The organism is Lysinibacillus fusiformis, from assembly GCF_016925635.1.
In the GTDB taxonomy this organism is placed as follows: domain Bacteria; phylum Bacillota; class Bacilli; order Bacillales_A; family Planococcaceae; genus Lysinibacillus; species Lysinibacillus fusiformis_F.
On the sequence record NZ_CP070490.1, the window covers coordinates 921,918 to 947,709 of the forward strand.

A 25,792-nucleotide genomic window follows, 5' to 3' on the forward strand; every position below is an offset into this window, starting at 1 on the left:
CTACAAAATGTTAACTTTTTAGCAAAGGTTTTCAAATATAATGAAGGTGTTCACTACTCTTTATGGAGGGGTGTTATCACTACACATTGAAAATAAGAGTCAATCCTATCTCTAATTATACAAATGATGAGCTATTTTGGTTGCTTCGGCTAGTATGAAAGATAAGGTTGCACATGGTTGATTGGAGTGGAGCCAGCGTCACTCCTAGGGGATTTAGCGTCACAGAGGAGACCCTGGAGCGAACGCAGTGAGTGAAGCGGCTCATCGGACGCCCCCTGGAAAGGACGTTGGCGGAACGGAAATCAACCCCTCACCTTGCCAAAAGTTCTTTTTCTGCTAGTGACACGATCTTTTTTCAACAATATGAAATCCCGCCTCTCTATCTGAGAGCGGGATTTACTCATTTTCTAAAAATCGAATTTGAAATGATCTGGATCTTGCCCAAAACGTTGGTTACGATTTAATGTTGCCATTTTCTCCATTTGTTCTTGTGTTAATTCAAAGTCAAAAATCTTTGCATTTTCCTCAATTCGGCTCGGTGTCACTGATTTTGGAATAACGAGTGTATCATTTTGTAAATGCCAACGTAGCACTACCTGAGCAGGGGTTTTATCGATTTCTTGCCCGATTTCAATAATGGTAGGATCCGCAAGTACACCTCCGCGTCCTAGTGGTGACCATGCCGTAACAGCAATTTGATGTTCACTGCAAAATGCGCTTAATGGCTGCTGCTGTAAATATGGATGCATCTCCACTTGATTGACCATTGGCGCGATATTTGACTTTGCCAATATTTTTTCTAAATGATGCTCATGATGATTCGATACACCTGTTGCGCGAATTAATTTTTCATCGTAAAGGCGCTCAATAGCTCGATATGTTTCTTCAAATGTTTCTGGGACAGCCCAATGAGTTAAATATAAGTCTAGGTAATCCATATTTAAATTCTTTAGCGAAACCTCAAAAGCACGTAATGTTGCATCATATCCTTGGTCATTATTCCATACTTTTGTTGTAACAAAAATATCTTCACGATGAATGCCTGAATGACGAATTGCTTCTCCTACTTCTACCTCATTCCCATATAAGGATGCTGTATCAATAGCTCGATAACCGTATTGAAGTGCTTTATCAATAGCCTGTAATGTTTCCTCACGTTCTGTCATTTTGTAAACACCTAAGCCAAAACGAGGCATTTCTATACCATTTGATAATGTTTTCGTTGATTGTAAATTCAAAAAGCACAACCCCTTTCTTTTCCTAGTACCATTATACAAAAAATTGGATTTAAGAAAAATAAAGCGGCTGTTTTATATACTACTTTTTCTTTTGTTCAACATCTTCCAATTGAATTGGATCAGCGATGCGCTCATCCTCTGCAAGCTCTAGACCATCACGTAAATGCTCCATCTGTTTGCCCAAATCTTTTAATTCCTTCATATCTCTCACCATTGTCCCATTTTCAATATTTGGCACCTTTTTTTCCATAATGATCACCTCATTAATAGTTTTCCCGATATTAATCTGTTTGAACCATTTCTGACATATTTTATTCTGCTATGTCGTTTCATTTTTAAAGTAGATAGGCTATACTAAAAAGAGATTTCTTTATAACATGAGGAGGGTTACTTCCATGAAATTATTATTAATCATTGGTGTAACAGTTGCTTTCTTAACAGCTATTTTCACTGCTGGATACGAAGGCGACTACAAAGCTGACAAATAATATCTCAAGAAAATCACTAAGCATTTAGAAAAGCTTAGTGATTTTCTTTTTTTGTGGAACAATAGAAATACTTGACTTTCCTTTATTTTTAAAATAAACTAACTTACATAAAGTAACTTAATGAAAAAAAATAACTATTCGGAGGAATCCTATATGCATTTTCATGAAAAACCTAACACATATGTAACGAATGTTGAAATAAAAGTAAGTGATCTACAGCGCTCCTTAACCTTTTATCAAGAAATCATCGGCTTTAAAATTTTACAACAAGAATCACATAAAGCCACATTAACTGCCGATGGAGAAACAGCTCTATTAACCATTGTTCAGCCTGAAACAGTGGAAGAAAAGCTTAGCATGACGACAGGTCTTTATCACTTCGCCTTATTATTACCAACTCGCCATGACTTAGCTAACATCATTACTCATTTCCACGAAAAAGGCGTGTACCTTGGGGCTTCTGACCATGCTGTAAGCGAAGCACTCTATTTAAATGATCCTGATCACAATGGTATCGAGATTTATACAGATCGTCCTGAAAGTGAATGGACATGGCATAACGATCATGTGCATATGGTGACAGAACCACTCAATATTCGTTCTATTTTAGAAGATGGACATGGAAACTGGAATGGACTTCCTGTTGGTACAGTGATGGGCCATATTCATTTATCGGTCTCCAACTTAGCTGAAGCTGAGCAATTTTATACAAAGGGATTAGGTTATGATATTGTCACACGCTACGGGTCCCAAGCATTATTTATTTCTACAGGCCGTTATCATCATCATATTGGTTTAAACACTTGGCACTCAGAAAATGCGCCAAAGCTTGGACAAAACCATGTCGGCTTAAAAACGTTCTCGTTGCGCTTAGATAATGAAAAACAAGCAGCAACAATGAAAGAAAACCTTCGTGTAATGGGGTCACCCGTTACGGAAATCGATGGAGGGTTCCAAACAGAGGACCCAGCTGGAAATGTCGTGCTATTAAAGTTTTAGTATGAAAAAAGCAGTTCTCACATGTGGAGAACTGCTTTTTAATGTAAACCTGGATATCCTTGCTGACGTAATGCCTCATAAATAACAATCGCAGCCGTATTGGACAAATTGAGTGATCGCACATGATCACTTTGCGGAATACGCAAGCACATATCTCGGCGTTCGTAAGCAAAGTCCTTCGGCAAACCAGTTGTTTCTTTCCCAAACATAAAATAAATATCTCGGTCTTGATCGCTAAAATCATGTGTCGAAAACGGCTCGTCACTATACGTTTCGATTAAATAAACATCTCCATTTTTAGAGTACTCTATAAAATCATCAAGTGAATCATGATAAACAATATTCACACTATGCCAATAATCTAAGCCCGCCCGTTTCAGCATTTTATCATCCGTTGAAAAACCTAGTGGACGAATTAAATGGAGCGATGTATTAGTACCTGCACAGGTACGAGCAATATTTCCTGTATTGGCTGGTATTTCTGGTTGATATAAAACGATATGCAATGGCATAACGACACACTTCCTTATTAAATTTTTCTTTAAGTTGGCTCTTTTAAGAGTTTAACGAAGTCGGACTCTTTTGGATCAACTTCTCTCCTTTTAGAGTGGCTCTTCTCACGGGTTGAGCGGGGTTCTCTTCTGTTTGAGCGGTTCTCCTCACGGTGTGAGCGGATCCCTCTTCTTTTAGAGCGGCTCTTCTCACACGTTGAGCGAGCTTCTCTTCTTTTGGAGCGACTCTCCCCCAGTTTGAGCGGATCCCTCTTCTTTTGGAGCGACTCTCCCCCCAGTTTGAGCGGATCCCTCCTCTTTTAGAGCGGCTTCTCTCACAGATTGAGCGGGGTACTCTTCTTTTGGAGCGGCTCTTCTCACACGTTGAGCGGAGTTCTCTTCTTTTAGAGCGGCTCTTCTCACACGTTGAGCGGGATTCGCTTCTTTTAGAGCGGTTCTTCTCACACGTTGAGCGGAGTTCTCTTCTTTTGAAGCGACTCTCCCCCCAGTTTGAGCGGATCCCTCTTCTTTTGGAGCGGCTTCTCTCACAGATTGAGCGGGGTATTCTTCTTTTGGAGCGGCTCTTCTCCCAATCGTAGGGACTCCAATCAACTGATTTCATCCCTACATTGAACTGTAGTTAACCAATTGTCCCTAGATCCAATCTTACTTGAAAAACTGCAACCCTTTATGAATTTCACTCAGTACTTCTTCGTCCTGCTCGATAGCTTCCGCTTCATGTAAAGCTGATTGGGCCGTTTCTCCGCCTATCTTGCCCAAAGCCCATGCAGCTGTTCCTCGAATGACAGGGCGGTCATCTTTATGAAGTAAAGCAATCAGATCTGGTATGGCGGCTTCCTCTTTAAAATGAGCAAGTGCCAAGATGGCGTTACGTTGGATAGGCTTTTTCCCACGCCATGAGCCTGAGACGTGACCATACTTCGCCTTAAATTCTCGATTGGAAATCGTTAAAAGCGGTGTCAGTAATGGCTTGGCTAGCTCTGGATCTGGCATAAATTCTTCATGCATCCAATTAATTTTCCCTTTATTTTTAGGACATACGGTCTGACATGTATCACAGCCATAAAGTCGATTACCGATATGACTACGAAACTCATCTGGCAATGTTCCCTTCGTTTGAGTCAGAAAAGCAATACAGCGCTGTGCATTCAATTGTCCACCTTGGATTAAGGCTCCCGTTGGACAAACATCCAAGCATAGGCGACAATCTCCGCATTCATCCTCCATTGGCTTATCTGGCGCAAATGGAATATTTGTAATGAGCTCTCCCAAATACACATAGGAACCAAATTCAGGCGTGATAATCGAGCAATTTTTGCCGCTCCAACCAATGCCTGCACGTTCTGCTACCGCTCGATCTACAAGTGCTCCTGTATCTACCATTGATTCAATACGTACACCTTCGACATGTTCCTCAAGCCAAGCAGATAATAACTTTAAACGCTCGCGTAATGCTGTATGATAATCAACACCCCATGAAGCACGGCAGAAAATTCCACGTCGCGCACCCTTTTTACCAATTGGTGCATTTTGCATACGTGAAGGGTAAGCAACCGCTATTGCTACAATACTCTCTGCTTCATCTAGTAGTTGAAGGGGTTCTGTACGTTTTTGAATATCACTTTCTTCAAATCCAGACTGATAGCCGAGCTCCTGCTGTCGACGCAATCTGTTTTTTAATTCTGTAAAGGGAGCTGCTGTTGTAAAACCTATTTTATCAACACCAATGGACATCGCATATGCCACAAAATCATGTTGTAGGTCGTGTATGTTCATTTTATTTCCAACTCCTTACATGGTACAATAATAGAAATAGATAAAGTAGGTGATGTTCATTGGAAATTTCCATTAACCAATCTCTATTAACACAACATCCCGAGCTAAAAATCGGCATTATTCATTATACCAAAATTGCCGTAGCGGAATCTCCTCAAATGATTAAAGGGCGTATGCAATTGTATCAGGAAAATCTCTTTCTTGAAATGCAGGAACTTCCTGTAACACAGCGTGAGGGTATTGCAGAATGGCGACAGCTCTGGAAAAAGCTTGGTGCTGATCCAAACCGTTATCGTCACGCAGCAGAAAGCCTAATGCGTCGAATTAGTAAGCAAAACTACTTAACGCCAATTCATTCAGGTGTTGATTTAAATAATTTCTTTTCACTCCAATATGAAATGCCTATTGGACTTTATGATATCGCTCAAATCAAAGAATTTGTAGAAATTGATCTTGGTCATGACGAAATTGGTTATGATGGTTTGAATGGGCGCTTTAATACATTAGCTAATATTCTCTACAGTCGTGATGAGGTAGGAGCATTTGGCTCACCTTTTGTTGATTCTAAACGCACAGCTGTCACAGAGGAAACAACAGGGGCGTTACATCTATTTTATCTCCGACCATCTTTAACAAATGACGCATCTAAAGAACTACTTGCATCAGCAGGGAAAATGTTTAATCAAATTCATAGCGGACATTATCAAATCGCCCTCATTTCGAATGATGAGCCATCTATAACACTATAAAAAGGACGTGTTTTCGTGATTAATCTTGCAGAAGCTGTTAAACTAAAAAGTATTTTAGGAAAGAAAACTCAAGAGCTAGTAAGTGAACTACATCGCAGTGCTTTTGTAACAGTTGAAAAGGGACAAGCTCCTAAAACAAGTAATCGAGCCCTCCCCCTTATTGAAGCTGACTTAGCACAAGTTCGTCTAGATACACGTACATTAGACCGCCTAGTCTATGAAGCAAACATCCAAAACACAGTAGATTTTAAAGGTCAAAAGCTAGCACTAGTAGAAGCCATCGAACTAGCGACACAACTCCGTGCTGAGGCTGATTTGTGTAAAGATTTCAGTATGCGAGAAAAAGAGAGTGTAAGATTTGGCTATGGCGAAAATACAATGTTATATGAAATCGCTTTGTATGAGCCGGATGAATATCGAGAACGAGCAACGAAGCTTGAAAAAGATGCACATAAACTATCCAATCTTATCAATTCAAAAAATTACAGTATTCAAATTAACTTTGACGATTCCCGTTATTTCTAGCCTCGGGGCGGTGAGACTCCAAACCGAGTTGGATGTGCTGTTTTCAAATCTAGCTTTTCGGCTAATTAGTTAAAAACCAATGACAAGTTACCTGTTACTGTATGACCGATGACTCATGACCAACTATAAGCAATGGCCATACTCAAAACAACTTGATTCCATTTGAAAACGCCATCCAAGGCTCTCCTACATTTATGTATGGAGAGCTTTTTTATTAGCTCAAAGAATAATTTGGATGACTAGTTTGCCCCATTCAAGGACAAAATGGAAGTATCTATAGGAAAGGGGTCATACTATGACACAGCAAAATGATTCAACACATGAGCAAGATATGACATTGACCAATCGACAGGGACATCCAATTACGAACAATCAAAATTTAAGAACAGTTGGTAATCGAGGTCCTGCAACACTTGAAAATTATGATTTTCTAGAGAAGATGAGCCACTTTGACAGAGAAAGAGTTCCAGAACGGGTTGTGCATGCTCGTGGTGCTGGGGCACATGGGTATTTTGAATCCTATGGTGTTGTTGGCAATGCACCCATTTCTAAATATACACGCGCAAAAGTCTTTCAGGATAAAGGGAAGAAAACGCCTGTCTTTGTGCGCTTTTCAACTGTTATCCATGGTGGTCACTCTCCAGAAACATTACGTGATCCCCGTGGTTTTGCAGTAAAGTTTTATACAGAGGATGGCAACTGGGATTTAGTAGGTAATAATTTAAAAATCTTCTTTATCCGGGATGCACTGAAATTTCCAGATATGATTCATGCTTTTAAGCCTGACCCCATTACTAATATTCAAAACGTTGAACGTTTCTTTGATTTTTGCGCTAGCTCACCAGAAACCTTCCATATGGTAACATTCGTGTACTCTCCTTGGGGGATTCCAGCTAATTATCGTATGATGCAGGGCTCTGGGGTTAATACGTACAAGTGGGTGAATAGTGAAGGCAAGGCAGTCCTTGTCAAATATCATTGGGAACCACTACAAGGCATTAAAAATTTAACACAAAAAGAAGCAGAAGAAATCCAACAGAAAAATTTCAATCATGCTACACAAGATTTATATGATGCTATCGAACGTGGAGACTTCCCTGAATGGGAGCTACATGTTCAAATTATGGAGGATGGCCCACACCCTGAGCTTGATTTTGATCCATTGGATGACACAAAGCTTTGGCCAAACGATCAATTCCCATGGTATCCAGTCGGCAAAATGGTGTTAAACAAAAACCCTGAAGATTATTTTGCTGAGGTGGAACAGTCTACTTTCGGCACAGGGGTACTTGTTGATGGCTTAGATTTCTCTGATGATAAAATGTTGCAAGGTCGTACTTTCTCTTATTCTGATACACAACGCCATCGTGTAGGAGCCAACTACTTACAGCTTCCAATTAACGCACCTAAAAAACGTGTAGCGACCAATCAACATGGTGGGCAAATGATGTACAAGCGTGATTTGGCACCTGGCCAAAATCCACATATTAATTATGAGCCGTCCATGCTTAATGGATTAAAGGAAGCAACACAAGCGGGTAAAGAATACACACCATACATTGAAGGAAATCTTGTTCGCGAATCGATTGATCGTCAAAGTAATACCAAACAGGCCGGTGAGACTTATCGTAACTTTGAACAGTGGGAGCGCGATGAACTTCTTGAAAATTTAATAAATGATCTATCGGTCTGTCATGAGGACATTCAAAACGCCATGATTGCTTTGGCAGAAGAAGCCGATGAAGAATATGGTCGCTTACTCAAGGAAGGTTTGCACAACGTTAGAAAAGGCTCCTCTGCATCCAAACCACTTGGCAATATCAATGGTGATCAAGCCCCACAAGATGCTATGAATAAAGGACACGATGCCGAGCCTTATTAACTAAGCTAAAAAAAATCATGTCACTAGCAGAAAAAGCACTTTTGGCAAGGTGAGAGGTTGATTTCCGTTCCGCCAGCGTCCTTTCCAGGGGGCGTCCGATGAGCCGCTTCACTCACTGCGTTCGCTCCAGGGTCTCACCTGTGACGCTAAAATCCCCTAGGAGTGACACTGGCTCCACTCCAATCAACCATTCTGCAAAAGTGTATTCTCCTGAACAAAATAGCCCATTATTTATATGATTAGAGAGAGGATAGGCTCTTATTTCAATGTGTATTGACAACCCCTCCATAAAGAGGAGTGAACACCTTCACTTTATTTGAAAACCTTTGCTAAAAAGGTAACACTTTTGTAGGTTGAAGTGGAAGGCTACTTGACTCCCGTGGGATAGCGAGACAGGCGAGCCTCTAAACGGAGTGGTAGCAGAGGAAGCGGCTCGGCGCTCGCCCACAGGAAAGCAAGTAGCCTGCAACGGAAATCCATTTCTACCTTTCAATTGACTGTTTTGTTTTTCAACACTAAAAAAAGACATTACATTTTTTGTAATGTCTTTTGCTTTATTGTTCATATGCCTTATACCAATGATATGGTTGAATTTCCTTTAATGATTTAAATATCAATTCACCATCTGCATTCGTAATCGCTGCCTTTACATTCTCTCCCCAATAGAAAAGTCTTTCCTGACAGACTCCACAGGGTGTTAGCACTACAAATTTAGATGTTTCGTCTTTCCTAGCAACACAAATCGAATGCGTAACCTTTGTATTAAATTTGTGTGCCTCTAGAATGGCACCCGTTTCCATACATAATTCAGTAGCTGCATTAATGACCTCTGGTGCAACACTTGTTAAAATCCGACCATCTTCGGTATATAAAGCTGCAGCTCCTCCCCATCCGGAGGGATATCTTTTTACTGCTAGTGCAACCGCAGCTTCATACAGTGCTTTTTCAATATCCATAGTTCCCTCTCCTCCCTATCATTCATGCACGCCTGGTAATATCTTCAACACCTTTTCCTGTGCGTCTAAAATAGCCTCTGTTCCTAATGGGATCGCAATATTCGTTGTTTCATGTCCGATCTTAAAACCAGCCACGACTGGAATCCCTAAATCTGCAAAATACTCCTTCATTAATGAATGAAGTGCTGCTTCATCAGTTCCTGTCTGTGTAAATGAACCAATGATGACTCCTGCTAATTGCTCGAACTTCCTTGCTTGTTTTAAATGCTGAAGCATCGAATCAATAACCGGAATCGTTTCATTTACATCCTCTATTAATAAAATCCTGCCCTCAGTTTGCACTTCAAATTTGGTTCCTAGTGTGCTGACAAGACGATAGAGATTCCCTCCAATCATTTCACCACGTGCAATACCTCCAGCAATCGTTGTTAACGGAGAAATTGCCTCTGTATACTGAATTTCCATAGGGGAAAATAGTTGTAAAAACATTTTCTTCGATAAATCATCCATCTTATTAGCTGACATAAGCATTGGTCCATGAAATGTCACCATATTGGCATATTCATTAATGGCACAATGTAAATATGTAACATCAGAAAAGCCCCAGAAAATTTTAGGATTCTCCTCTATTAAGGCATAATCAATTTTTTCAGCTATTCTGGCAGAGCCATAGCCTCCCTTTACACAAAAGATTGCTTTCACTTCTGGGTTTTTCACCATGTCATGAAAATCAGCTAGTCTGATTTCATCACTACCTGCCAAATATTCATGTTTTGCATGAATTGTATCACCCACAATATAACGAAGTCCCAATTCGTCTAAAAAGGCTATTGCTTCTCCTAGTTTTTCAGGCTCTACAAGACTTGAAAGTGCAACAACACCGACTAAATCTCCCTTTTGTAAACATGGTACGGTACTTTTCACAGTTATTCCTCCTCTTGTTTTCCTTATTTTAGCATAGCAAAACTTCAGAGGCATTGATTATTGCTACGCTGATTGCCTATAATTAACTTTACTATTCAATTAATAAAGGGGTTATGGCTTCATGAAAATACCACCATATATATTATTAGTACTCGCAACTCTTTTATGGGGTGGTAATTTTGTTATTGGACGTGCCGTTAGCGGAGATATCCCTCCCCTAACACTTGCCTTTTTTACGCTGGTGTGTCGCATTTATTATCTTTTTTCCCATAGCATTTCGCCAATTAAAGCGTGAATGGCGGATACTGAAAAAACATTGGCTGATTGTCATTATCTTATCGTTAACAGGTGTTGCAGCATTTAACACGCTTGTTTACATTGGATTACATTACACAACGTCCATTAATGCATCGTTGATGAACTCTTCTACGCCTATAATGATTTACATACTTTCTTTTATTTTTTTGAAGGAAAAACTATCAAAATTTCAGTTAATAGGGACCGTTTTATCTCTGTGTGGAGTTGCCTTTATTATAATGGGAGGCTCTTTTACAAGGATGGTCGATTTTACTTTCAACAAAGGAGACTTAATTGTGATCGCAGCGGTATTTTGTTGGAGCGTGTATTCATTGCTCATTAAACAGTATGCCACTCGTTTACCAGGGCAATCTACCTTTCTAGTAACGATTGGACTTGGGGCTATTGTGTTATTCCCATTTTCTCTCTATGAAACACTGTCTAGCGCAACTGTAATTCATTGGGAATGGTCAACCATTGCTGCTATTTTATATGTTGGTATTTTCGCTTCCATCGTTGCTTTTCTCTGCTGGAACAGTGGTGTTATCCAGCTTGGAGCAAACAAGGCAAGTATTTATTTAAATTTCATTCCTGTTTTCGCCTCCATTTTTGCCGTCCTTTTTCTTGATGAAAAATTGCATTCATTTCAGCTTATAGGTGGGCTAGCCGTTGTTGCGGGGGTTATTCTATCAGGAAAAACAAACAAGCAAAGACTTCAAGCCTAAGAAGTCTTTGCTTATTTTTTCTAATTCGTACCACCATAAATTATGGTAACATTCGGATGGTTTAATAATTGGCTTGCTGGGAATTCTTCTGTAATAAGACCACTTTTCAATTTTTCAATCGCTGGGATCTTTTTTTCACCAAAGGCAATGAGGATGATTTCCTTTGCCTTCATTATGGAGTGAATGCCCATTGTAATCGCATGTGTTGGCACTTCAGACGGATCATCAAAGTAAATTGCATTTTCTGTTCTTGTGGACTCTGTTAACTTCACAATATTCGTCTTAGAATCAAACGATGTGCCTGGCTCATTAAAACCGATGTGGCCATTAACACCAATGCCAAGAAGTTGTAAATCAATGCCTCCCGCTTCTTCAATGCGTTCATCATATGCAGCACATTCATCAGCTAAATTGGTTGCCTTCCCATTTGGTAAATGAATATTTTCTGGCTGTATATCTACAAAATTAAATAAATTCTCATGCATAAATGTCCAATAGCTTGCTGGACTTGTTTGCTCAAGACCTACATACTCATCCAAGTTAAAAGTTTGTACTTCCTTAAAAGATAAACGGCCAGCCTGATGTCGTGTCACTAATTCCTTATACATACCAACAGGTGATCCACCAGTTGCTAAACCTAAAACACTATCAGGTTTCTCCTGTATTTGCTTCGAGAAAATGTTAGCTGCCACTTCACTCATTTCCTCATATGTATTCACTTCTATCCATTTCATTCTTTATACGATACCTACCCTTACCATTAATATTATTAACTAATATGTAAAATATTTCACTATATAGTAGCTAATATATTAATCTTACTAGTTATTTAGCAATTTTTCTATCATTTCCTCCTTCAGTTTATGCGTGTAATCCAAGACTATTTCGGTTATGTTATTAATAAGGAAGTGAGGCGATTTTATGAATGAACAGATTCAGCACTATTTACAGCATATTAAATTTCAAGGAACGTTAGAGCCATCTATCCAGTTACTTGGACAACTACAAACTAAACATCTATTAACCATTCCCTATGAAAATTTAGATGTTGCCTTGAACCGTGGTATCTCCTTCGCTATTCCTGATTTATTTCAAAAAATAATTATTGATAAACGTGGTGGCAATTGTTTTGAACTAAATATCTTATTCAGCTGGCTTTTGCGGGAGCTTGGCTATTCTGTCACCAATCGTTATGCCCAGTTTTGGCGCAACATAACGGAAAATACTCCTCCAGAGGAAATCCCCATGCATCAACTATTGCTAGTGAACGATGGTGGTCAATTCTATATCTCAGATGTAGGTGTCGGTGCCTTAGCGCCCTGTAAACCAGTGCCATTGATTGCTGGCTATCAACATCGTGAAGGTAAAGAGTTATATAAAATAGATTATGATGAAGCGAATGGTTGGATGCTGTTGGAACAAACTAAACATAGTTGGCGTTTGCTATATAGTTTTCACGACGATGCCAATGATGCAAAATTTGCACCACGACTCTCCAAGCAAAAAAATAAAATTGCTATGATTCGCACCACTCGTGGTCGTCATACTATGATGAACAATGAATTTAGAATCTATGAAGGTTCTTCGTTAACAACCTACACAACACAAACTGAGAAGGAATGGTTGCTAGCCCTTCAGCGTTTTTTTCATATTACATTACACGACTAAAAACAAAGCAAGCCCACTTCGAAAAGCAGGCTTGCTTTCTACTTTTTCATTGTTCGATTAAGCAGTTCAAACACGACAATGTCATTGTGTAACTCTTTCACTAAACCTATTCCATCCACAAAACAATAGGTTTTCACTGTACCATTAATGATGGATTTTTCTTCTAGAATGACGACACCTGAATATTGCACTTCTCCAGCTTGAACAATACCATTAGTCGTTTTGACTGTCACTCGTACACCTGACGTAACTCCTGCATCATCCTCATGTAATATAACACCTATTCTAAGCGGTAGCTCCAAATATAAATCATAATGTGTGTTACCATCACGAGCAATGGCTTGACCGTATATACGATCATCGCCGTATATCAGTTCATTAGGAAAGGTTTGTTCTGTACTTAAATTTTCCACCACCCATACATCATTTTTACCGTCATGGTGATCGTATTGATAATTTAACGTATAACGTTGATGATCATTTAAAGAATAATAGGCATACGTATAAATAAAAGTAGGATCTTTTAGCAAATCTGGTTTAGATAGCGTCATAGCACGTGCTAAAAATGCTGAAAAGTGAGCACGTGTAACAGGTTCATCTGGTTTAAATGTACCGTCCTCATAGCCCCTTACTAAATGATTATAAGCTAGGGTTAAAATTTCTTTATATCCTGGTGTTTGTTCTGTTACATCTGTAAAGTAATCAGGCGCGGAGCCCTTAAGCTGGAAGGCTCTTTGTAGCACAATGGCCATTTGTCCTCTTGTCATGATTGCATCTGGATTAAATATATGGCCCTCTTCAAAGATCCCCGCATTTTGTACCGCTGCAATTTCTTTATAATACTTATATGTGGTTGTTACATCCTGAAATTTTGGATTTTCTATATTGATTGTATTTAATCCTACGGCACGAGTTAATATAACAGCTACCTGTGCCTTCGTAACATTTTCATTTGGTTTGAATAGTTTATTTGAATAGCCCTTCATAATATCCTGCTCCACTAAATAATCTATCTCTGTTGATAATGTTTCATCTGCTAAATCTATAAAGTTTGCCGCTTGTGCTTCCTTAGGTAATATGGCAACCGTCATTAGGATCAAAAATACTAGTTTCAATGGTTTTTTCATGTTTTCCCTCCTTCCTCCATTCATTACCCTTCTAAGCTATCTCTTACTCTTCAAACAAAAATACCACAACCATTTATTATATGATTGTGGTCATTCCTATTAGTACATAGTATTAGGTAACACGACACCATCGCTCATTTTAATAATACGATCAGTGTAAGCAAGCATTTCCTCATCGTGTGTCACCATTAATGTTGTAATATTTAATGTTTTGGTTAATTCTTTTAGCAGCAACATAATTTCCTTGGAGCGCTGGGAATCTAAACTAGCCGTTGGTTCATCAGCAAACAATACTTTCGGTTGATGAATAATAGCACGTGCGATTGCTACGCGTTGCTTCTCTCCACCTGACAAAGAAGAAGGATAAGCGGTTTTACGATGAGCCATTCCAACTAATTGCAATAGACGATTGACTTTATGTTTTTGTTCATTCTTTTTTAATGGAGATTCAGCAACATCTAGCATTAATAGTAATTGTTCCTCAACTGTCAAAAATGGGACGAGATGTGCAAACTGAAAGACAAAGCCGAATTTACTTGCACGTAATTTTCGTACTTGTTCAGCGCTCATCGTTGTTAGATTTTGTTCTTCAAATAGCACTTGCCCATCTGTTGCTGGTTGTAGTCCTGCAGCTATCGTTAATAATGTACTTTTCCCCGAGCCAGATGCACCTACCAATGCTGTAATCTCTCCTTCCTGTAAAGAAAGATTGATGCCCTTTAAGATCTCCTCCTCGACTTCACCATTCTTAAACGTTTTTCGTACTTCATCAATTGTAAATAACGTCATGATTAAGCCTCCCCTTGCTGTATAGCCTGTAACGGTTCAATTTTTTTAATTTGCATTCCTGACAAGGTCGCACCAATAAAGCCTATGAGGAGGAATACAACGGATAACTGTGTTGTAGTGCCTATTGTTAAAGTGAATGGCATCCCCTTAGGAGCAACTATATTAAATAGCTGGCTAAGACTGACAGATACCACAAGTGAAAAGATTGTAATAATAGCCATCTGTGTCCAGATCATTTTAAATAGCTTACTTGTTTTTAATCCAATCGCTTTTAAAATGCCATACAAGCCAATTTTTTGCACATTCATCATATAGAAGAAAATAGCAAACAACATCCCACTAATGACAACTAAGAACCATATAATCATATTTAAAGATAATTGTTCCGCATTATAACTAGGGATAGTATTGAGAAACTCTTTATTGCTATATGCTTGCAATCCCTTAATATCATTTGGCTCACTATTTGGTACAAAAATTAATTGTTTATCAGCTACCCGATACATCTCCTGATAAGCCTCTTCACTAACATAAGCAACAGGAGCATGGCTATATTTTTTTTGCTCTACAAAACCTTTTACAATGAACTTTCCACTGTATTGATTATTCGTTAATATATCTCCAACTTGTATTCCTTTATCTTGTAGTGAGCTATCCAAAAGCACCTCGTCTTGATGCACATTGCTAAAAAGTGTAGATTCCGTTGATGTCACAAAGGCTACACTTTGTTGTTTATCATCCTGATCATTTAAAAAGCCCATCTGGATCGAAAAAGCTACTGCCTCTTTTTCTTTACTTATGACTTTCTGTTGCAGGTCGCTATCGATTCTTGAAAGATTAAACGTGCCATCCGCATCCTCAGCCATATAAAATTGTCCCTTCGGTAAATCCTTAATTAAAGCTGCATTATCCTGTGACAGACCATTTGCTAAACCCGAGATAATAAACGTTAAAAAACTAACTAGGAAGATAATGGAGCCCAAGATTAAAAACCGTACTTTATTCTTCTTCATTTCTTTCCAGGCAAGATTCATCACTAACCCCTCCATTTCTTTGATTACTCCTAGCTTAAAATTGTTAAATGAACAGAGCATGAACTAATCGTAAAAATTTAGAGTCATATAAAAAGCCGCTCTATAAAGGCATTTTTATCCCATAGAGTGGCTTCTTTTTTGAATCTTATTTATCTTTACTTGCTAAAATCTTTTTTGCTAACAAAATTTCTCCTACTATAAATGAGTTGATATTTTTAATAACAATTATATATTTTGTAAAACTTATAATAAGTTTTGTTTAACAGATTACATAAATCAAAAGTTATATACACGAAAAATTTTCAAGAATTTCTTTATTTCTACCCTTGTTATTGTCATAGTGTCTATAGTAATTTTGGACGTAATAATCATAGTAATCTATTGGAAGTATGGCTGAAAAAATCGATCAATACTTAAAAAATAAAAAATTTCAAGGTATCGTTCTTATTGCAAAGAAAGGTAAAATTTTATTTACAAAAGGTTACGGTTTGGCAGACACTGATTTACCTAATAGCGCAACCACACTCAGAAACATTCACTGCTGTAGCGATCATGCAACTAGAAGAAAAAGGACTTTTAAACCTAGATAATCCAATTTCACAATACTTTCCGGACTTTCCGAATGGAGGGTCTATTCAAATAAGTCATCTCCTATCTAAGTCGTTTCCGTCATAGCACGGCTCAATGACGAGAAGTTAACAGTGATTGTTCTTAGCAACGAGATGACAGTGAATTCTAAAAGAATCAACCCTCATTTTACTTCCATCGTTCTTCAGCAGCCAATTTGGATATGGGAAGAATAATAGAACTATTTCATTATTATAATACAGTGTTTAATGGTGATTAGAATAGTATCTTTAAACATTTCTTATCCGTAGTAGTATAGATTGAAGCAACAGAGTATATAGCACATTTAACAAAGGTTGTTTCACACATTTATAAGGAACGTCTAAAGCAAAAGGATTGCGAGTTCAGTCATACAAAATAAACTCACAATCCTTGTTATATCGATGAAAAAGTAAGCATAAGTTTTTTTACTAGGTGGATGTCTAACTATTTTAACCCCTTTATAAGTCGTGCAGAGGCAAAGCAAGTTTCACCATTTTTGAAATATACAACTCGTTCCTTATGATCTACAAATTCAATGTTTTGTTTATTCACAATAAAAGCCTTATGACATTGATACATCGATGTATGTGCTTCCTTAAAATCCTTTAAGCGACCATAAAACTCAATATGCTCATTTTCTAAATGTAATATAATTTTATGTAATTTTGGGGATGCCGCAAAAAAGTATATATCCTGAATAGCAATATTCCTTGTATAACCATTTGCTCTTATTTGAATCTGTGAAGGTGATTGTTGTTGGCCAATTTGTATATACTTTTCATATGCAACTTTTAGTGTTGTTAATATTTTTTGCTGTAACATACCTGTGTGATCCTTAATAATAAAATCTAACGCAGCAATTTTATACATAAACGTTAAATAGGTCATTTCTGCATGGGTTGTGACAAATATAATACTGCACAATGGGTCACGTTGGCGAATCATATCCCCTAACATAAGCCCTGTCACCTCATGGTTCAAATCAATATCCAAAAAATAACAATCTGCTTTTTCATATGTAATGACTTCATTAGGGTTTGTAGTTGTAAGTACAATTTCAATCCCGTTCCCTTCCATCATAGCATAGTTTTTAATGGTTTTTTTGATATGCTCTAATTGTACAACATTATCTTCACAAATAATCACTTTCATATTTACACCCCCTCCTCCTCAATAAACAACTCTTGTATAAATAAATTGCCATTTATTTTTGTATTTAAACGAAGTTTTGGAGATGCATCTACCATTTGACGTAATATAGATAAGCCCAAGCCTCGCTCCTCTCCTTTTGTCGAGAAGCCTTCTTTGAAAATTTCATGCACTTTTAACTCATAACTTTTATTGGATGAAAATGTATTCATACATGCAATTAACACAGCTTTTTCCATTCGAATAAATGCTAATCGAATCCAAGGCTCTGTAGCATGTTTACTGGCTTCAAGCGCATTGTCCAATAGTATGCCGCACATACGATTTAATTGAATCTCATCCAATGCTATTCTATCGATTTTTTCGACAATCTCAATGTACATTGGAACGTGAAACGTTTGCGCTTGAATAAGTTTTGTTGTTAAAAGTCCTTTTAAACTAGCTATATTTAAACAGTTAAGCATCGAAAAGGATATTTCATGCGCTTGCTCTTTCTTTTCAGTTTTTAAAATATGTCGATAAAAATAGGTTTCTAGTTCTGAGTAACTTTTAGAATCTATAAAATGACGCATTGATGTTAAAATATTCATATAATCATGTTTAAATTGACGCATATCTCTATTAATTTCTTCAAGCGAAGACACATATGAATTAAATTCTTCTAATTCCATTTCCTTTTGTTTAATATGTATGTTCTTAATAGCTAAGTAAACAAAGAAACCAATAATAATGATAAAGATCATCAAATAAATCACAAAAAAGAACAAATTATGTTGGACACTTTTGATAAACGATGTACCATCCATCAACACAATATCAGTATACATAAAGACAATCGTCATAAGCATCAAGGGAATCATTGCAGGTATAATGTATTGCTTAAACACATACCATCTAACAAAATAATCGAATAACTTTATGTAGACAAGCACCAATATAAATAGGATACTCATCGAAAAAATGAGTTGTACCAATGGAGAAGTGATGATAGCATCCATGCCATTCGATAAATGATACACGACAAGCGAAGAAATATGATCTGCCAAAACAACTAAAACAATCGTAAACAGCACATGGGCCACATTCCGCCAACGCTTTGTTTGCTGGTAGACGAAGAAACTTTCCACTAATAGGATGTACGCCATAGCATAGACACCTATAAAAGCAAACAACACTACTGATGGCGAAACTATTAATAAAGAAATCTTCAATATCATTTTTTTTGTTATTGCAATTTTGCTAAAATATAACGGTAAAATACTTAATATCAAAAATTGATAAATAATCAAAGTTAAATAGGATATACTCCACATACGAATAACATGATCCTTCCAAAATAACATATAATCAATATCTATCTTAGAATATTTATGTATTTTTTTCAAATTTATTGAAATTTAATTCTTGTGGCAACTCCTCTTCTCCTAAAGCTCCCCAACACATATAAACAGAGCTAAAGTCAGCCAACTTAACGAATAAATTATATAAATAATCAATAATATTGTCGATAATAAATTTCATTAATGAGATCCTCCTATTTTTGCAATAACCACTAAAACAATCCCCTTCAAAAATCCTGCTACGAAAAATACACTTATGGATGTTGGAAAAATAACGAGTAGTCCCCCCAACACAATAAGTCTGCTATACAGTTTTTTAAACAAAAATGTTCGATGAGCTTCACCCTGTACTTTTGTTTTTTTAGAACTCACTGGACCAATAAACAACAAGATGACAGCTCCTAGCAAAAACGCCCCCCAAACAACGAGTGAAGTGATAGGCAATGCTACAGCTAGCCATGTGATGAACGGAAATGAAATACAACTAACAATAAGACACGTTTTAAATGATGAACAATGCGCACCATATGCTACTTGACGCACCAATAGAAATCCAATTTGAACCAGTAACATTCTCCAAAATAAACCGAACGCTATAGCTATACCGTAAATAATCAAAAATTTTTTTAACTCGCTTGTAACAACACGAAATCCATACACTAATTTAATTTTATCTAACTGTGTTAACGGTCTTCTATGTTCAAAAAAATCTACTAGCATTTCCTCTTTTGCAGTAAATTCCATCTCATCACCTCCTTGATCACTAGTATAAAACATGTAACATCAAAATAGTTAAAAATATCCTAAAAAGTATATTTTTAAAGATAATCGCCTATTTTCAATCTTCTCTTTTACATAGACGTTCAAAAAAAGAACGTAAGCGTAAAGTGCCACTTAACGTTCCCTTAAATAAGTTTTTCTGTATATGCTTTATAAACTGCTTCTAAATAATGAGATGTTCCAAAATATGCATTAATATGTCTAATCGATTGCTCTATCTCTGTATTTGTAAATTTTTGAGAGTTACAAAGAAAGTCAATGGAGTGACCCTTTGCCAATTCCATGAGCACATTCATTTCTAACATATTCAATCCGCCCAATCGTCTTGTATCAACTATTTCTATTGAGTCTCCTTCAATGATATGAACTAGTTGTTCTATCGTCATATTTTTATTTATTACCTTACAATTCAAGATATTATTTGTGTAGTAATGAATCTCTCCAATATTTTCATCTGTCATAAAAACAATTTGGCATTTCATTGTTTCGAGGTTTTTTAAATATGGTATATAGTGAACAAAATGCTTATAAGATGTGTCAATTAACACAACATCATATTTTTTATTGGCATTTATCCTTATGACAACCTCACTCAACAAGTTAATGGTATCAACTACCCAAGACGGTCTATACATAGTGAACATATTTTTTAAAAGCTCTTGCATAAGCGTGTAATCTGAATGTACTAAGATATACATTATTCTGTTATCTGACACGAACATTTCTATATAACACTCCGTTTTACAAATCGAGCAATATATAGTCGACAACATACTAAAATAATCATCGCTGTACCTATACTTGAACTAAATATAAATAAGAAATCCCATTCTATTGGCCCATCTGCGTCAATTTGCATGATTAACTTTGTTAAAAACATGCCACTTGTTAATCCAAGTAGTAAACCGATAGTGACAATAAAGAGAACTTCAGACCAAATAACCTGTTTTAATTCTTTTGGGGCAAGCCCGATTAAACGTTGTGTATTGTATTGGTCTCTTCTTTTAAAGATTATATGAAAAATCGTTTGCACTAGACCAGTACAACTCGCTACTACTAAAGCAGTCAAAATGAGCATGAACATTGCCCATCGTTGATAAAACCATTCCGAGGCTTGCTCTAAAAGAACAGCTCGCTCCACAATTTTTAACGTTGGCCAATCATGAATCGTCTGTTGGAGATCGTCTAATGTTGTGCCATTACCTAAAGTTAAATGGATTTTATCAATTGTTACAACATCTTTAATCAAAGGGGAATTCCAATCAACAAAAAGTTGTTTATATTTGTTTTCAGTTGGAACAATTCCAGTAATTCTTAAACGAATGACTTTTTCATTTGACCGTCTATCTAAGTAATCGCCTTCTAAAACATCGCCTATTTTTAAATCATACTTATCAGCTACATCATCTGTAATTTCAACTCTATCTGCTCCACCAAAATCTTTGGCAAAATAATTCAGATTAACACCATTATTAGTGAGAAAAGAACTACCCTTACTATCTAATTGTATTTCTTTTATTGAAATTTTTTTTCGCAATAACTCTATATCATTATAAGAAATATTTTCAAAATAAGGATTATCAATCGCTACTTCATACGGATAGGTTTTTTCAATCGTTGTTTCCTCGGATTGTACAATAGATTTCAAAAATGTACCATTAAACGTAATAATCATAATCAAAATCGCTAATATACAAACAACAGGAACATAGTTACTTAAATTAGGGATGAATTGAATTTTTACATAGTGCGCTTTGTTTCCTAAATAGCGATGAATCCAGGAAGAATATTTTTTCAATGTGTATACTATCATATATGGGAATAAAAAGAATAGACAACCTATGATACATACACTTCCAGTAAAAATGAGAATAATTGATTGAATTGCATCATTTTGCAAAATACCTTGTGCAAGAATAAGTAATGACATCACACCTACTATAAAAGTAAGTACGGTCTTCCATTTCGTCCAATGATATGATTTAAACTCATAATTTCTTTTCATTGCTAAAGGTAATATTTTAGTTACCCTCGCTACTTGAACAAACACAAACATGTAGAGTAAGAAATAAATAGCAAGTAAAATTGCTGAAAAATAAACAACAGGAATGTTAAAATGGGCTTGTGGTAAGCCAACCATCTCAACCAAAGATGGGACAACGAATTTTAGCAACAAAAGGCTACTGATTGTGCCTGTCCCCACACCTATTAGTAATATGATAGTCGATTGATAGTTGACAATCTTTTTTAGTTGCCCTGTCGTTGCTCCCATTGTTCTTAAAACGAAAAATTGGGCTTGTAAACGACTAAATAATAATGAAAAAGTGGACTTCAATAATAGACCACTAATAATGATAATACTAAACACTAACATCATGATGAAAACGAGTAAGGAATTTAAATTTGCTTGTACCCAGTCCGTTTCTTTCGTTATATCTACACGTATATTTGGGAAAAATTGATGTAATACAGTAGCTGTCTGCCACACATCCGTTGTTTTAATCATGACAAACAAGCCTTTTACATCCGATGGAATACTACTTACAATTTTCAAAGAATCAATGTCCATATAGAGAATAGGCGCATCTTCTCCATATTCATTAGGAGATAGCACTCCTTTTATAAGAAACGGCTTACCATTTACCATAATTGAATCTGTAACAGACTTATTTAATGTTTTTGATAACGAATGTGAAATAATAACTTCATTATCTTTCGGTATGTCGTTCAAATGGTAAAATCCTTTTGTTAAATGCCCATTTGTAACACCTAATGTATAGGCTCCTTCAATCTTATCAATAGATGTAAATTGTAGTAAAATCGGTTCCACAAGCTCGACTTCTTCTAAAGTTTTAATCTGATTAAAACTTTCTTTCGTAATCCATTGACTAGACTCTTGACTAGATGAAAGGTTATAACCAGCAGAAATATCCACATCCCCATACAAGTTACGAATATTGTCTTCCATTTCTGTTCGTGCATTTTCAACATAGATCAACATTGTTGCAATTAAACAAACAGCGAGTGCTACAACTTGTATGGCAATGATTACTTGTATTTTAGCAGCTCTACAAAGTTTCCAAGCAATATTCTTTAAATCATACATTGAGATAACTCCTCTGTATGTTTTTAAATTTGTCAAAAATCATCGATAAATTATCGCTATTTACTTGATTGATATAACTATCTACTAATTTCCCTTTATGAAAGAATAGTACACGATCAGCATAAGTCGATACATGTGGATCATGTGTTACCAATATAATTGTTTGATTTGTTAGATTTTTCAATTGAACAAGTGTTGTTAAAATATCATTAGTTGTATTCACATCTAAGGCCCCTGTTGGCTCATCTGCCAGTAATAATAGCGGATTGGCAATAATCGCTCGTGCTATAGCCACTCGTTGTTTTTGCCCACCAGATAATTCATGTGGTTTCTTCACAGCTAAATCACTAATTGACATTTTTGTTAAAACATCTTTCACCTTTTGCGCAATTTTTTTAGAGTCCTCATCTAGCAAAATTAAAGGCAGAGCCACATTATCTGATACCGTCAATTCATCTAATAAGTTAAAATTTTGAAATATAAAACCTATATTTCGTTTTCTAAATTCCGATGCTATCGGTTCTTGAAATTGCTCAATCATTGGTACACCTTGAAACATTAATTCCCCATGTGTAGGTTTGTCTAAAGCAGCTAAAATATTAAGTAATGTACTTTTCCCTGAACCACTCGTACCCATTATTGCTACGATTTCGTTTTGGTAAATTTCACAATTGATTGTATCTAGTGCTTGTACAATAAAATCCTTTGACTGAAATTCCTTTGACACATTTTTCATCACTACTAATGGGGTTTCTTTCATATTTTGTGTCTCATGTAGTTTCAACGGTTTCATGAAAATGCTCCTTTCGCTCATACCATTTGGATTGGGCTTGATGCATACGATAAAATAATCCTTTATTATTTATTAATTCATCAAAAGTACCAATTTCTTCAATTTTCCCCTTATCCATTACGATAATCTTATCTGATAATTTCGTGGGTCCGATTCTATGTGTAATCGTAATCGTTGTTTTATCATCTGTCATGCTATCAAATAATTCAAGTGTTTTTAATTCTGAATGAGGATCTAATGACGCTGTAGGTTCATCCAACAAAATCAAACTAACATCCTTCATTAGCGCTCGTCCTAAAGCTATTTTTTGCCATTCTCCCCCAGATAGATCAATTCCGCCATCCATTTCTTTAGATAAATAAGTATCTAAGTCAACATTATGGATTGATAATTTATGTCCCAATCCTACTTTTCTTATGACATCCCATATTTTCTGGTCATTCTCCATGTCATCTACATTGCCAAAACCAATATTTTCTCTTAAGGAATACATATATTTAGGGAATGTTTGAAAAACAACAGCAACTTGTTTATGTAAACTAGATTTATCAATGTCGGTCATATTTTCTCCATTTACTAAAATCGTTCCTTCTGTCAAATTGAATAATCCTACTAAACAATGGGCGAGTGTTGTTTTCCCTGAACCGTTTCCACCTACAATCGAAATTTTTTCTCCTCTTCGTATTGAAAAGTTCAATTTTGAAAAAGCTGAAATATCAGAATAAGGATAGTTGAAAGTGCCATTTTTAATATCAATCGTTTCAATAGAATTAATTTCTTCTCTCTTTTCGTCATCAAAATGTTCTATTTTCAACAACTTGATTAATGCATTATTATAAATAGCTGCTTCAAAAATAGAAGCTATATGTGCACCAATTTGAGCAAAAATGCCCTGCAAAGTAATTATAGCTGCAGTTAACGCCACATAACTCCCTATTGTTAAAGCGTTCTCTACTAGTTGATAAACAAAGAATACAGATACACCTGTATTGATAACTCCTACAAATAGTATCATCACTGCACTATTTTTCAGTTCCCACTTTGTCACTTCAAGTCTCTTGTTCATCGTATAAAAATAAAGTTTTTTCCATTTTTCCAGTAAATAATCACTCAATGTATACACTTTAATTTCCTTTAAATAGCTTTTGTCAAAAAAAAGGGATTCTGTATAAGAAAGCTCTCTTTCTTTAAATACAACGTTTTTTTCAACTTTATAATTTTTAAGTTTGCTAAAAAAAACAATGACAACCCCGGGAATTGTTGATAAAAGCACAGTTAAAGGTAATGTCCAATGAATAGCCATTAAAATCGCAAAAACTGAAAATAACGAAAATACACTTGTAATGATCTGCAAAAAAGAATATGTTGTACCTAACCCATTTCCTTCCAATGCTTTGGCTGCCAGATTCACTTGATTGTAAAAAAAGCTAGACTCAAAGTTTTCTAAAGAAACGCTAGTTACTTTTTTGTTTAACATCGCTTTAAATAAATAATTCACTCTTAAAGAAATTTTTCGAAATAGATAATCTTGAATTTTTCCAGATAGTTGTCCAAATAGACTAAGAAACGTTATTGCTACAAGGAGAACTAACACAAACCCCAATTCATTAGGAATTTTCTGCACCACCGTTAGTTGATCTATCAACCTTTTCTGTAGCAAAATTTCTAAAGGTAACATAATAGAAGTTATTATGCTTAAAATAGTTAAAAAAAGAAATATGCTCTTTTGTTCTCTCCAAATATTTTTCAAATAAAAATACTGTGAATAGAAAAAGTCTCTAACAGGTCGATCTTTCTCATGGAATTTTAATTCATTCAACTTCATAGTCATTCACATCCAAAAGATTTTCTAAACTTGCGATTCCTTTCTTCTCTACTACAAAATTATTAGTATTCAAAACTAGATACATTGGAAAGACATCTATTTTTAACTGATTAGAAAGAATTTCTTCTTCTATAAAATAAATATATTCATCCTCTAAATAGCTCAGGTTATCCCGATTTTCTATCGTATCCGTTGCTATAAAAATATACTTTTCTTTTTTAACAGGAATTAAAAAATTGAGTTTTTTTAATGTTGCTTTACAAGCAGAACACTGACTATCAATAAATACTAAAGTCTGCACATTAATCTCATTCATAATATCTTGAACTTTAACAGATTCAAATTGTTTATTCTTCAATGGAATCAACGGAAAAACGTTTTTTTCCATCGGTCCCCATTTTTCTACATTTAGCACTCGTCTAGTTCTTAATGAAATCAAAATGCTAAGCATTAATACACAAGAAATGATGACGAAAGCATAATAAATTTCCATGTCCATCG

The 25,792-nt window shown here is 36.0% G+C and carries 28 protein-coding genes; 8 read left to right on the forward strand and 20 right to left on the reverse strand.

The annotated features are described in order from the left end of the window. Window positions 1-407: 407 nt before the first annotated feature. Both JTI58_RS04640 and JTI58_RS04645 read right to left on the reverse strand, forming a co-directional pair. Entirely contained in the window at window positions 408-1,238 is an 831-nt protein-coding gene (locus JTI58_RS04640) for an aldo/keto reductase (protein WP_205445548.1), read from the reverse strand. 79 nt (window positions 1,239-1,317) lie between these two features. Beyond that, window positions 1,318-1,488 carry a hypothetical protein gene (locus JTI58_RS04645; protein WP_004230831.1) on the reverse strand — a complete coding sequence of 57 codons (171 nt, stop codon included), beginning with the start codon at window positions 1,486-1,488 and terminating at the stop codon, window positions 1,318-1,320. A 391-nt stretch (window positions 1,489-1,879) separates the two neighbouring features. Between JTI58_RS04645 and JTI58_RS04650 the strand changes: the two genes are divergently transcribed. After that, window positions 1,880-2,725: a VOC family protein gene (locus JTI58_RS04650; RefSeq protein WP_205445550.1), complete on the forward strand. Its 846-nt coding sequence runs from the start codon at window positions 1,880-1,882 to the stop codon at window positions 2,723-2,725. Window positions 2,726-2,763: 38 nt separating this feature from the next. Here the strand turns inward: JTI58_RS04650 and trmL are convergent, their stop codons facing one another. From trmL to queG, 3 genes are all read right to left on the reverse strand, one after another. Next, entirely contained in the window at window positions 2,764-3,237 is a 474-nt protein-coding gene (gene trmL / locus JTI58_RS04655; protein ID WP_205445551.1) for a tRNA (uridine(34)/cytosine(34)/5-carboxymethylaminomethyluridine(34)-2'-O)-methyltransferase TrmL, read from the reverse strand. A 189-nt stretch (window positions 3,238-3,426) separates the two neighbouring features. After that, window positions 3,427-3,828, reverse strand: a complete 402-nt coding sequence (locus JTI58_RS04660; protein WP_205445553.1) for a hypothetical protein — start codon at window positions 3,826-3,828, stop codon at window positions 3,427-3,429. Between the two features lie 54 nt (window positions 3,829-3,882). Beyond that, window positions 3,883-5,013, reverse strand: coding sequence for a tRNA epoxyqueuosine(34) reductase QueG (queG, locus tag JTI58_RS04665; RefSeq protein WP_205445555.1), 1,131 nt, complete (start codon window positions 5,011-5,013; stop codon window positions 3,883-3,885). Between the two features lie 59 nt (window positions 5,014-5,072). Between queG and JTI58_RS04670 the strand changes: the two genes are divergently transcribed. The 3 genes from JTI58_RS04670 (at window position 5,073) to JTI58_RS04680 (ending at window position 8,169) form a co-directional block, all read left to right on the forward strand. After that, the gene (locus tag JTI58_RS04670) at window positions 5,073-5,762 is read left to right on the forward strand and encodes a B3/B4 domain-containing protein (RefSeq protein WP_205445557.1); all 690 of its coding nucleotides are present in this window, start codon (window positions 5,073-5,075) and stop codon (window positions 5,760-5,762) included. A gap of 15 nt (window positions 5,763-5,777) precedes the next feature. After that, on the forward strand, window positions 5,778-6,287 hold the full coding sequence (locus JTI58_RS04675) for a hypothetical protein (protein ID WP_205445559.1): 510 nt from the start codon (window positions 5,778-5,780) through the stop codon (window positions 6,285-6,287). 295 nt (window positions 6,288-6,582) lie between these two features. Beyond that, on the forward strand, window positions 6,583-8,169 hold the full coding sequence (locus tag JTI58_RS04680; RefSeq protein ID WP_205445561.1) for a catalase: 1,587 nt from the start codon (window positions 6,583-6,585) through the stop codon (window positions 8,167-8,169). 554 nt (window positions 8,170-8,723) lie between these two features. On the opposite strand, the gene JTI58_RS04685 is transcribed toward JTI58_RS04680, so the two are convergent. Together JTI58_RS04685 and JTI58_RS04690 are read right to left on the reverse strand one after the other, a co-directional pair. Then, entirely contained in the window at window positions 8,724-9,125 is a 402-nt protein-coding gene (locus tag JTI58_RS04685) for a cytidine deaminase (RefSeq protein WP_205445563.1), read from the reverse strand. An 18-nt stretch (window positions 9,126-9,143) separates the two neighbouring features. Next, the gene (locus JTI58_RS04690; protein ID WP_205445565.1) at window positions 9,144-10,049 is read right to left on the reverse strand and encodes a S66 peptidase family protein; all 906 of its coding nucleotides are present in this window, start codon (window positions 10,047-10,049) and stop codon (window positions 9,144-9,146) included. A 224-nt stretch (window positions 10,050-10,273) separates the two neighbouring features. Here JTI58_RS04690 and JTI58_RS04695 point away from each other — a divergent pair, with 224 nt between their 5' ends. After that, on the forward strand, window positions 10,274-11,071 hold the full coding sequence (locus JTI58_RS04695) for a DMT family transporter (protein WP_243456311.1): 798 nt from the start codon (window positions 10,274-10,276) through the stop codon (window positions 11,069-11,071). A gap of 20 nt (window positions 11,072-11,091) precedes the next feature. Here JTI58_RS04695 and nagB read toward each other — a convergent pair whose 3' ends face one another. After that, window positions 11,092-11,805, reverse strand: a complete 714-nt coding sequence (gene nagB, locus JTI58_RS04700; protein WP_205445566.1) for a glucosamine-6-phosphate deaminase — start codon at window positions 11,803-11,805, stop codon at window positions 11,092-11,094. A 187-nt stretch (window positions 11,806-11,992) separates the two neighbouring features. On the opposite strand from nagB, the gene JTI58_RS04705 reads away from it, so the two are divergent. Next, window positions 11,993-12,739 carry an arylamine N-acetyltransferase family protein gene (locus JTI58_RS04705; RefSeq protein WP_205445568.1) on the forward strand — a complete coding sequence of 249 codons (747 nt, stop codon included), beginning with the start codon at window positions 11,993-11,995 and terminating at the stop codon, window positions 12,737-12,739. Window positions 12,740-12,777: 38 nt separating this feature from the next. Here JTI58_RS04705 and JTI58_RS04710 read toward each other — a convergent pair whose 3' ends face one another. The 3 genes from JTI58_RS04710 to JTI58_RS04720 form a co-directional block, all read right to left on the reverse strand. Beyond that, window positions 12,778-13,866, reverse strand: a complete 1,089-nt coding sequence (locus JTI58_RS04710) for an S-layer homology domain-containing protein (protein WP_205445570.1) — start codon at window positions 13,864-13,866, stop codon at window positions 12,778-12,780. 99 nt (window positions 13,867-13,965) lie between these two features. After that, window positions 13,966-14,655 carry an ABC transporter ATP-binding protein gene (locus JTI58_RS04715; RefSeq protein ID WP_205445571.1) on the reverse strand — a complete coding sequence of 230 codons (690 nt, stop codon included), beginning with the start codon at window positions 14,653-14,655 and terminating at the stop codon, window positions 13,966-13,968. A 2-nt stretch (window positions 14,656-14,657) separates the two neighbouring features. Next, window positions 14,658-15,689, reverse strand: a complete 1,032-nt coding sequence (locus JTI58_RS04720; protein WP_205447110.1) for an ABC transporter permease — start codon at window positions 15,687-15,689, stop codon at window positions 14,658-14,660. 389 nt (window positions 15,690-16,078) lie between these two features. Between JTI58_RS04720 and JTI58_RS24800 the strand changes: the two genes are divergently transcribed. Both JTI58_RS24800 and JTI58_RS25195 read left to right on the forward strand, forming a co-directional pair. Next, window positions 16,079-16,279: a hypothetical protein gene (locus tag JTI58_RS24800; protein WP_243456313.1), complete on the forward strand. Its 201-nt coding sequence runs from the start codon at window positions 16,079-16,081 to the stop codon at window positions 16,277-16,279. Beyond that, on the forward strand, window positions 16,242-16,364 hold the full coding sequence (locus JTI58_RS25195; RefSeq protein WP_259949915.1) for a beta-lactamase family protein: 123 nt from the start codon (window positions 16,242-16,244) through the stop codon (window positions 16,362-16,364). Before JTI58_RS24800 ends, JTI58_RS25195 begins: the two co-directional genes overlap by 38 nt. 378 nt (window positions 16,365-16,742) lie before the next feature. Here the strand turns inward: JTI58_RS25195 and JTI58_RS04730 are convergent, their stop codons facing one another. The 9 genes from JTI58_RS04730 to JTI58_RS04770 all read right to left on the reverse strand — a co-directional run bounded on the left by JTI58_RS04730 (window position 16,743) and on the right by JTI58_RS04770 (window position 25,790). After that, window positions 16,743-17,450 (reverse strand): LytR/AlgR family response regulator transcription factor, encoded by a 708-nt coding sequence (locus JTI58_RS04730; protein WP_131521058.1) that lies wholly within the window; start codon window positions 17,448-17,450, stop codon window positions 16,743-16,745. Window positions 17,451-17,452: 2 nt separating this feature from the next. Further along, the gene (locus JTI58_RS04735) at window positions 17,453-18,592 is read right to left on the reverse strand and encodes a sensor histidine kinase (protein ID WP_205445573.1); all 1,140 of its coding nucleotides are present in this window, start codon (window positions 18,590-18,592) and stop codon (window positions 17,453-17,455) included. A 223-nt stretch (window positions 18,593-18,815) separates the two neighbouring features. Further along, window positions 18,816-18,968 (reverse strand): cyclic lactone autoinducer peptide, encoded by a 153-nt coding sequence (locus JTI58_RS04740; protein WP_131521057.1) that lies wholly within the window; start codon window positions 18,966-18,968, stop codon window positions 18,816-18,818. Next, complete coding sequence (locus JTI58_RS04745; RefSeq protein WP_205445574.1) at window positions 18,968-19,531, reverse strand: accessory gene regulator B family protein; 564 nt, start codon at window positions 19,529-19,531, stop codon at window positions 18,968-18,970. The genes JTI58_RS04740 and JTI58_RS04745 overlap by 1 nt, the downstream gene beginning before the upstream one ends. Before the next feature lie 161 nt (window positions 19,532-19,692). Continuing rightward, on the reverse strand, window positions 19,693-20,232 hold the full coding sequence (locus tag JTI58_RS04750; protein ID WP_205445576.1) for a hypothetical protein: 540 nt from the start codon (window positions 20,230-20,232) through the stop codon (window positions 19,693-19,695). 59 nt (window positions 20,233-20,291) lie between these two features. After that, a complete protein-coding gene (locus tag JTI58_RS04755; RefSeq protein ID WP_205445578.1) occupies window positions 20,292-22,673 on the reverse strand; it encodes an ABC transporter permease in 2,382 nt (793 codons plus the stop codon). Beyond that, entirely contained in the window at window positions 22,666-23,466 is an 801-nt protein-coding gene (locus JTI58_RS04760; RefSeq protein ID WP_396631600.1) for an ABC transporter ATP-binding protein, read from the reverse strand. The genes JTI58_RS04755 and JTI58_RS04760 overlap by 8 nt, the downstream gene beginning before the upstream one ends. Continuing rightward, window positions 23,444-25,291 carry an ABC transporter ATP-binding protein gene (locus tag JTI58_RS04765; RefSeq protein WP_193767369.1) on the reverse strand — a complete coding sequence of 616 codons (1,848 nt, stop codon included), beginning with the start codon at window positions 25,289-25,291 and terminating at the stop codon, window positions 23,444-23,446. The genes JTI58_RS04760 and JTI58_RS04765 overlap by 23 nt, the downstream gene beginning before the upstream one ends. Beyond that, complete coding sequence (locus JTI58_RS04770; RefSeq protein ID WP_131521052.1) at window positions 25,278-25,790, reverse strand: hypothetical protein; 513 nt, start codon at window positions 25,788-25,790, stop codon at window positions 25,278-25,280. Before JTI58_RS04770 ends, JTI58_RS04765 begins: the two co-directional genes overlap by 14 nt. Between the last annotated feature and the right edge of the window lie 2 nt (window positions 25,791-25,792).

Bases quoted from the DNA above. Each gene is read 5' to 3' on its own strand.
- trmL (WP_205445551.1), bottom strand. From the start codon at position 3,237: ATGCCATTGCATATCGTTTTATATCAACCAGAAATACCAGCCAATACA.
- JTI58_RS04730 (WP_131521058.1), bottom strand. From the start codon at position 17,450: ATGAAAGTGATTATTTGTGAAGATAATGTTGTACAATTAGAGCATATC.
- JTI58_RS04745 (WP_205445574.1), bottom strand. From the start codon at position 19,531: ATGGAATTTACTGCAAAAGAGGAAATGCTAGTAGATTTTTTTGAACAT.
- JTI58_RS24800 (WP_243456313.1), top strand. From the start codon at position 16,079: ATGGCTGAAAAAATCGATCAATACTTAAAAAATAAAAAATTTCAAGGT.
- nagB (WP_205445566.1), bottom strand. From the start codon at position 11,805: ATGAAATGGATAGAAGTGAATACATATGAGGAAATGAGTGAAGTGGCA.
- JTI58_RS04645 (WP_004230831.1), bottom strand. From the start codon at position 1,488: ATGGAAAAAAAGGTGCCAAATATTGAAAATGGGACAATGGTGAGAGAT.
- JTI58_RS04765 (WP_193767369.1), bottom strand. From the start codon at position 25,291: ATGAAGTTGAATGAATTAAAATTCCATGAGAAAGATCGACCTGTTAGA.
- queG (WP_205445555.1), bottom strand. From the start codon at position 5,013: ATGAACATACACGACCTACAACATGATTTTGTGGCATATGCGATGTCC.
- JTI58_RS04680 (WP_205445561.1), top strand. From the start codon at position 6,583: ATGACACAGCAAAATGATTCAACACATGAGCAAGATATGACATTGACC.
- JTI58_RS25195 (WP_259949915.1), top strand. From the start codon at position 16,242: ATGCAACTAGAAGAAAAAGGACTTTTAAACCTAGATAATCCAATTTCA.
- JTI58_RS04755 (WP_205445578.1), bottom strand. From the start codon at position 22,673: ATGTATGATTTAAAGAATATTGCTTGGAAACTTTGTAGAGCTGCTAAA.
- JTI58_RS04685 (WP_205445563.1), bottom strand. From the start codon at position 9,125: ATGGATATTGAAAAAGCACTGTATGAAGCTGCGGTTGCACTAGCAGTA.
- JTI58_RS04740 (WP_131521057.1), bottom strand. From the start codon at position 18,968: ATGAAATTTATTATCGACAATATTATTGATTATTTATATAATTTATTC.
- JTI58_RS04650 (WP_205445550.1), top strand. From the start codon at position 1,880: ATGCATTTTCATGAAAAACCTAACACATATGTAACGAATGTTGAAATA.
- JTI58_RS04735 (WP_205445573.1), bottom strand. From the start codon at position 18,592: ATGGCGTACATCCTATTAGTGGAAAGTTTCTTCGTCTACCAGCAAACA.
- JTI58_RS04715 (WP_205445571.1), bottom strand. From the start codon at position 14,655: ATGACGTTATTTACAATTGATGAAGTACGAAAAACGTTTAAGAATGGT.
- JTI58_RS04770 (WP_131521052.1), bottom strand. From the start codon at position 25,790: ATGGACATGGAAATTTATTATGCTTTCGTCATCATTTCTTGTGTATTA.
- JTI58_RS04710 (WP_205445570.1), bottom strand. From the start codon at position 13,866: ATGAAAAAACCATTGAAACTAGTATTTTTGATCCTAATGACGGTTGCC.
- JTI58_RS04750 (WP_205445576.1), bottom strand. From the start codon at position 20,232: ATGCAAGAGCTTTTAAAAAATATGTTCACTATGTATAGACCGTCTTGG.
- JTI58_RS04705 (WP_205445568.1), top strand. From the start codon at position 11,993: ATGAATGAACAGATTCAGCACTATTTACAGCATATTAAATTTCAAGGA.
- JTI58_RS04760 (WP_396631600.1), bottom strand. From the start codon at position 23,466: ATGAAACCGTTGAAACTACATGAGACACAAAATATGAAAGAAACCCCA.
- JTI58_RS04720 (WP_205447110.1), bottom strand. From the start codon at position 15,689: ATGAATCTTGCCTGGAAAGAAATGAAGAAGAATAAAGTACGGTTTTTA.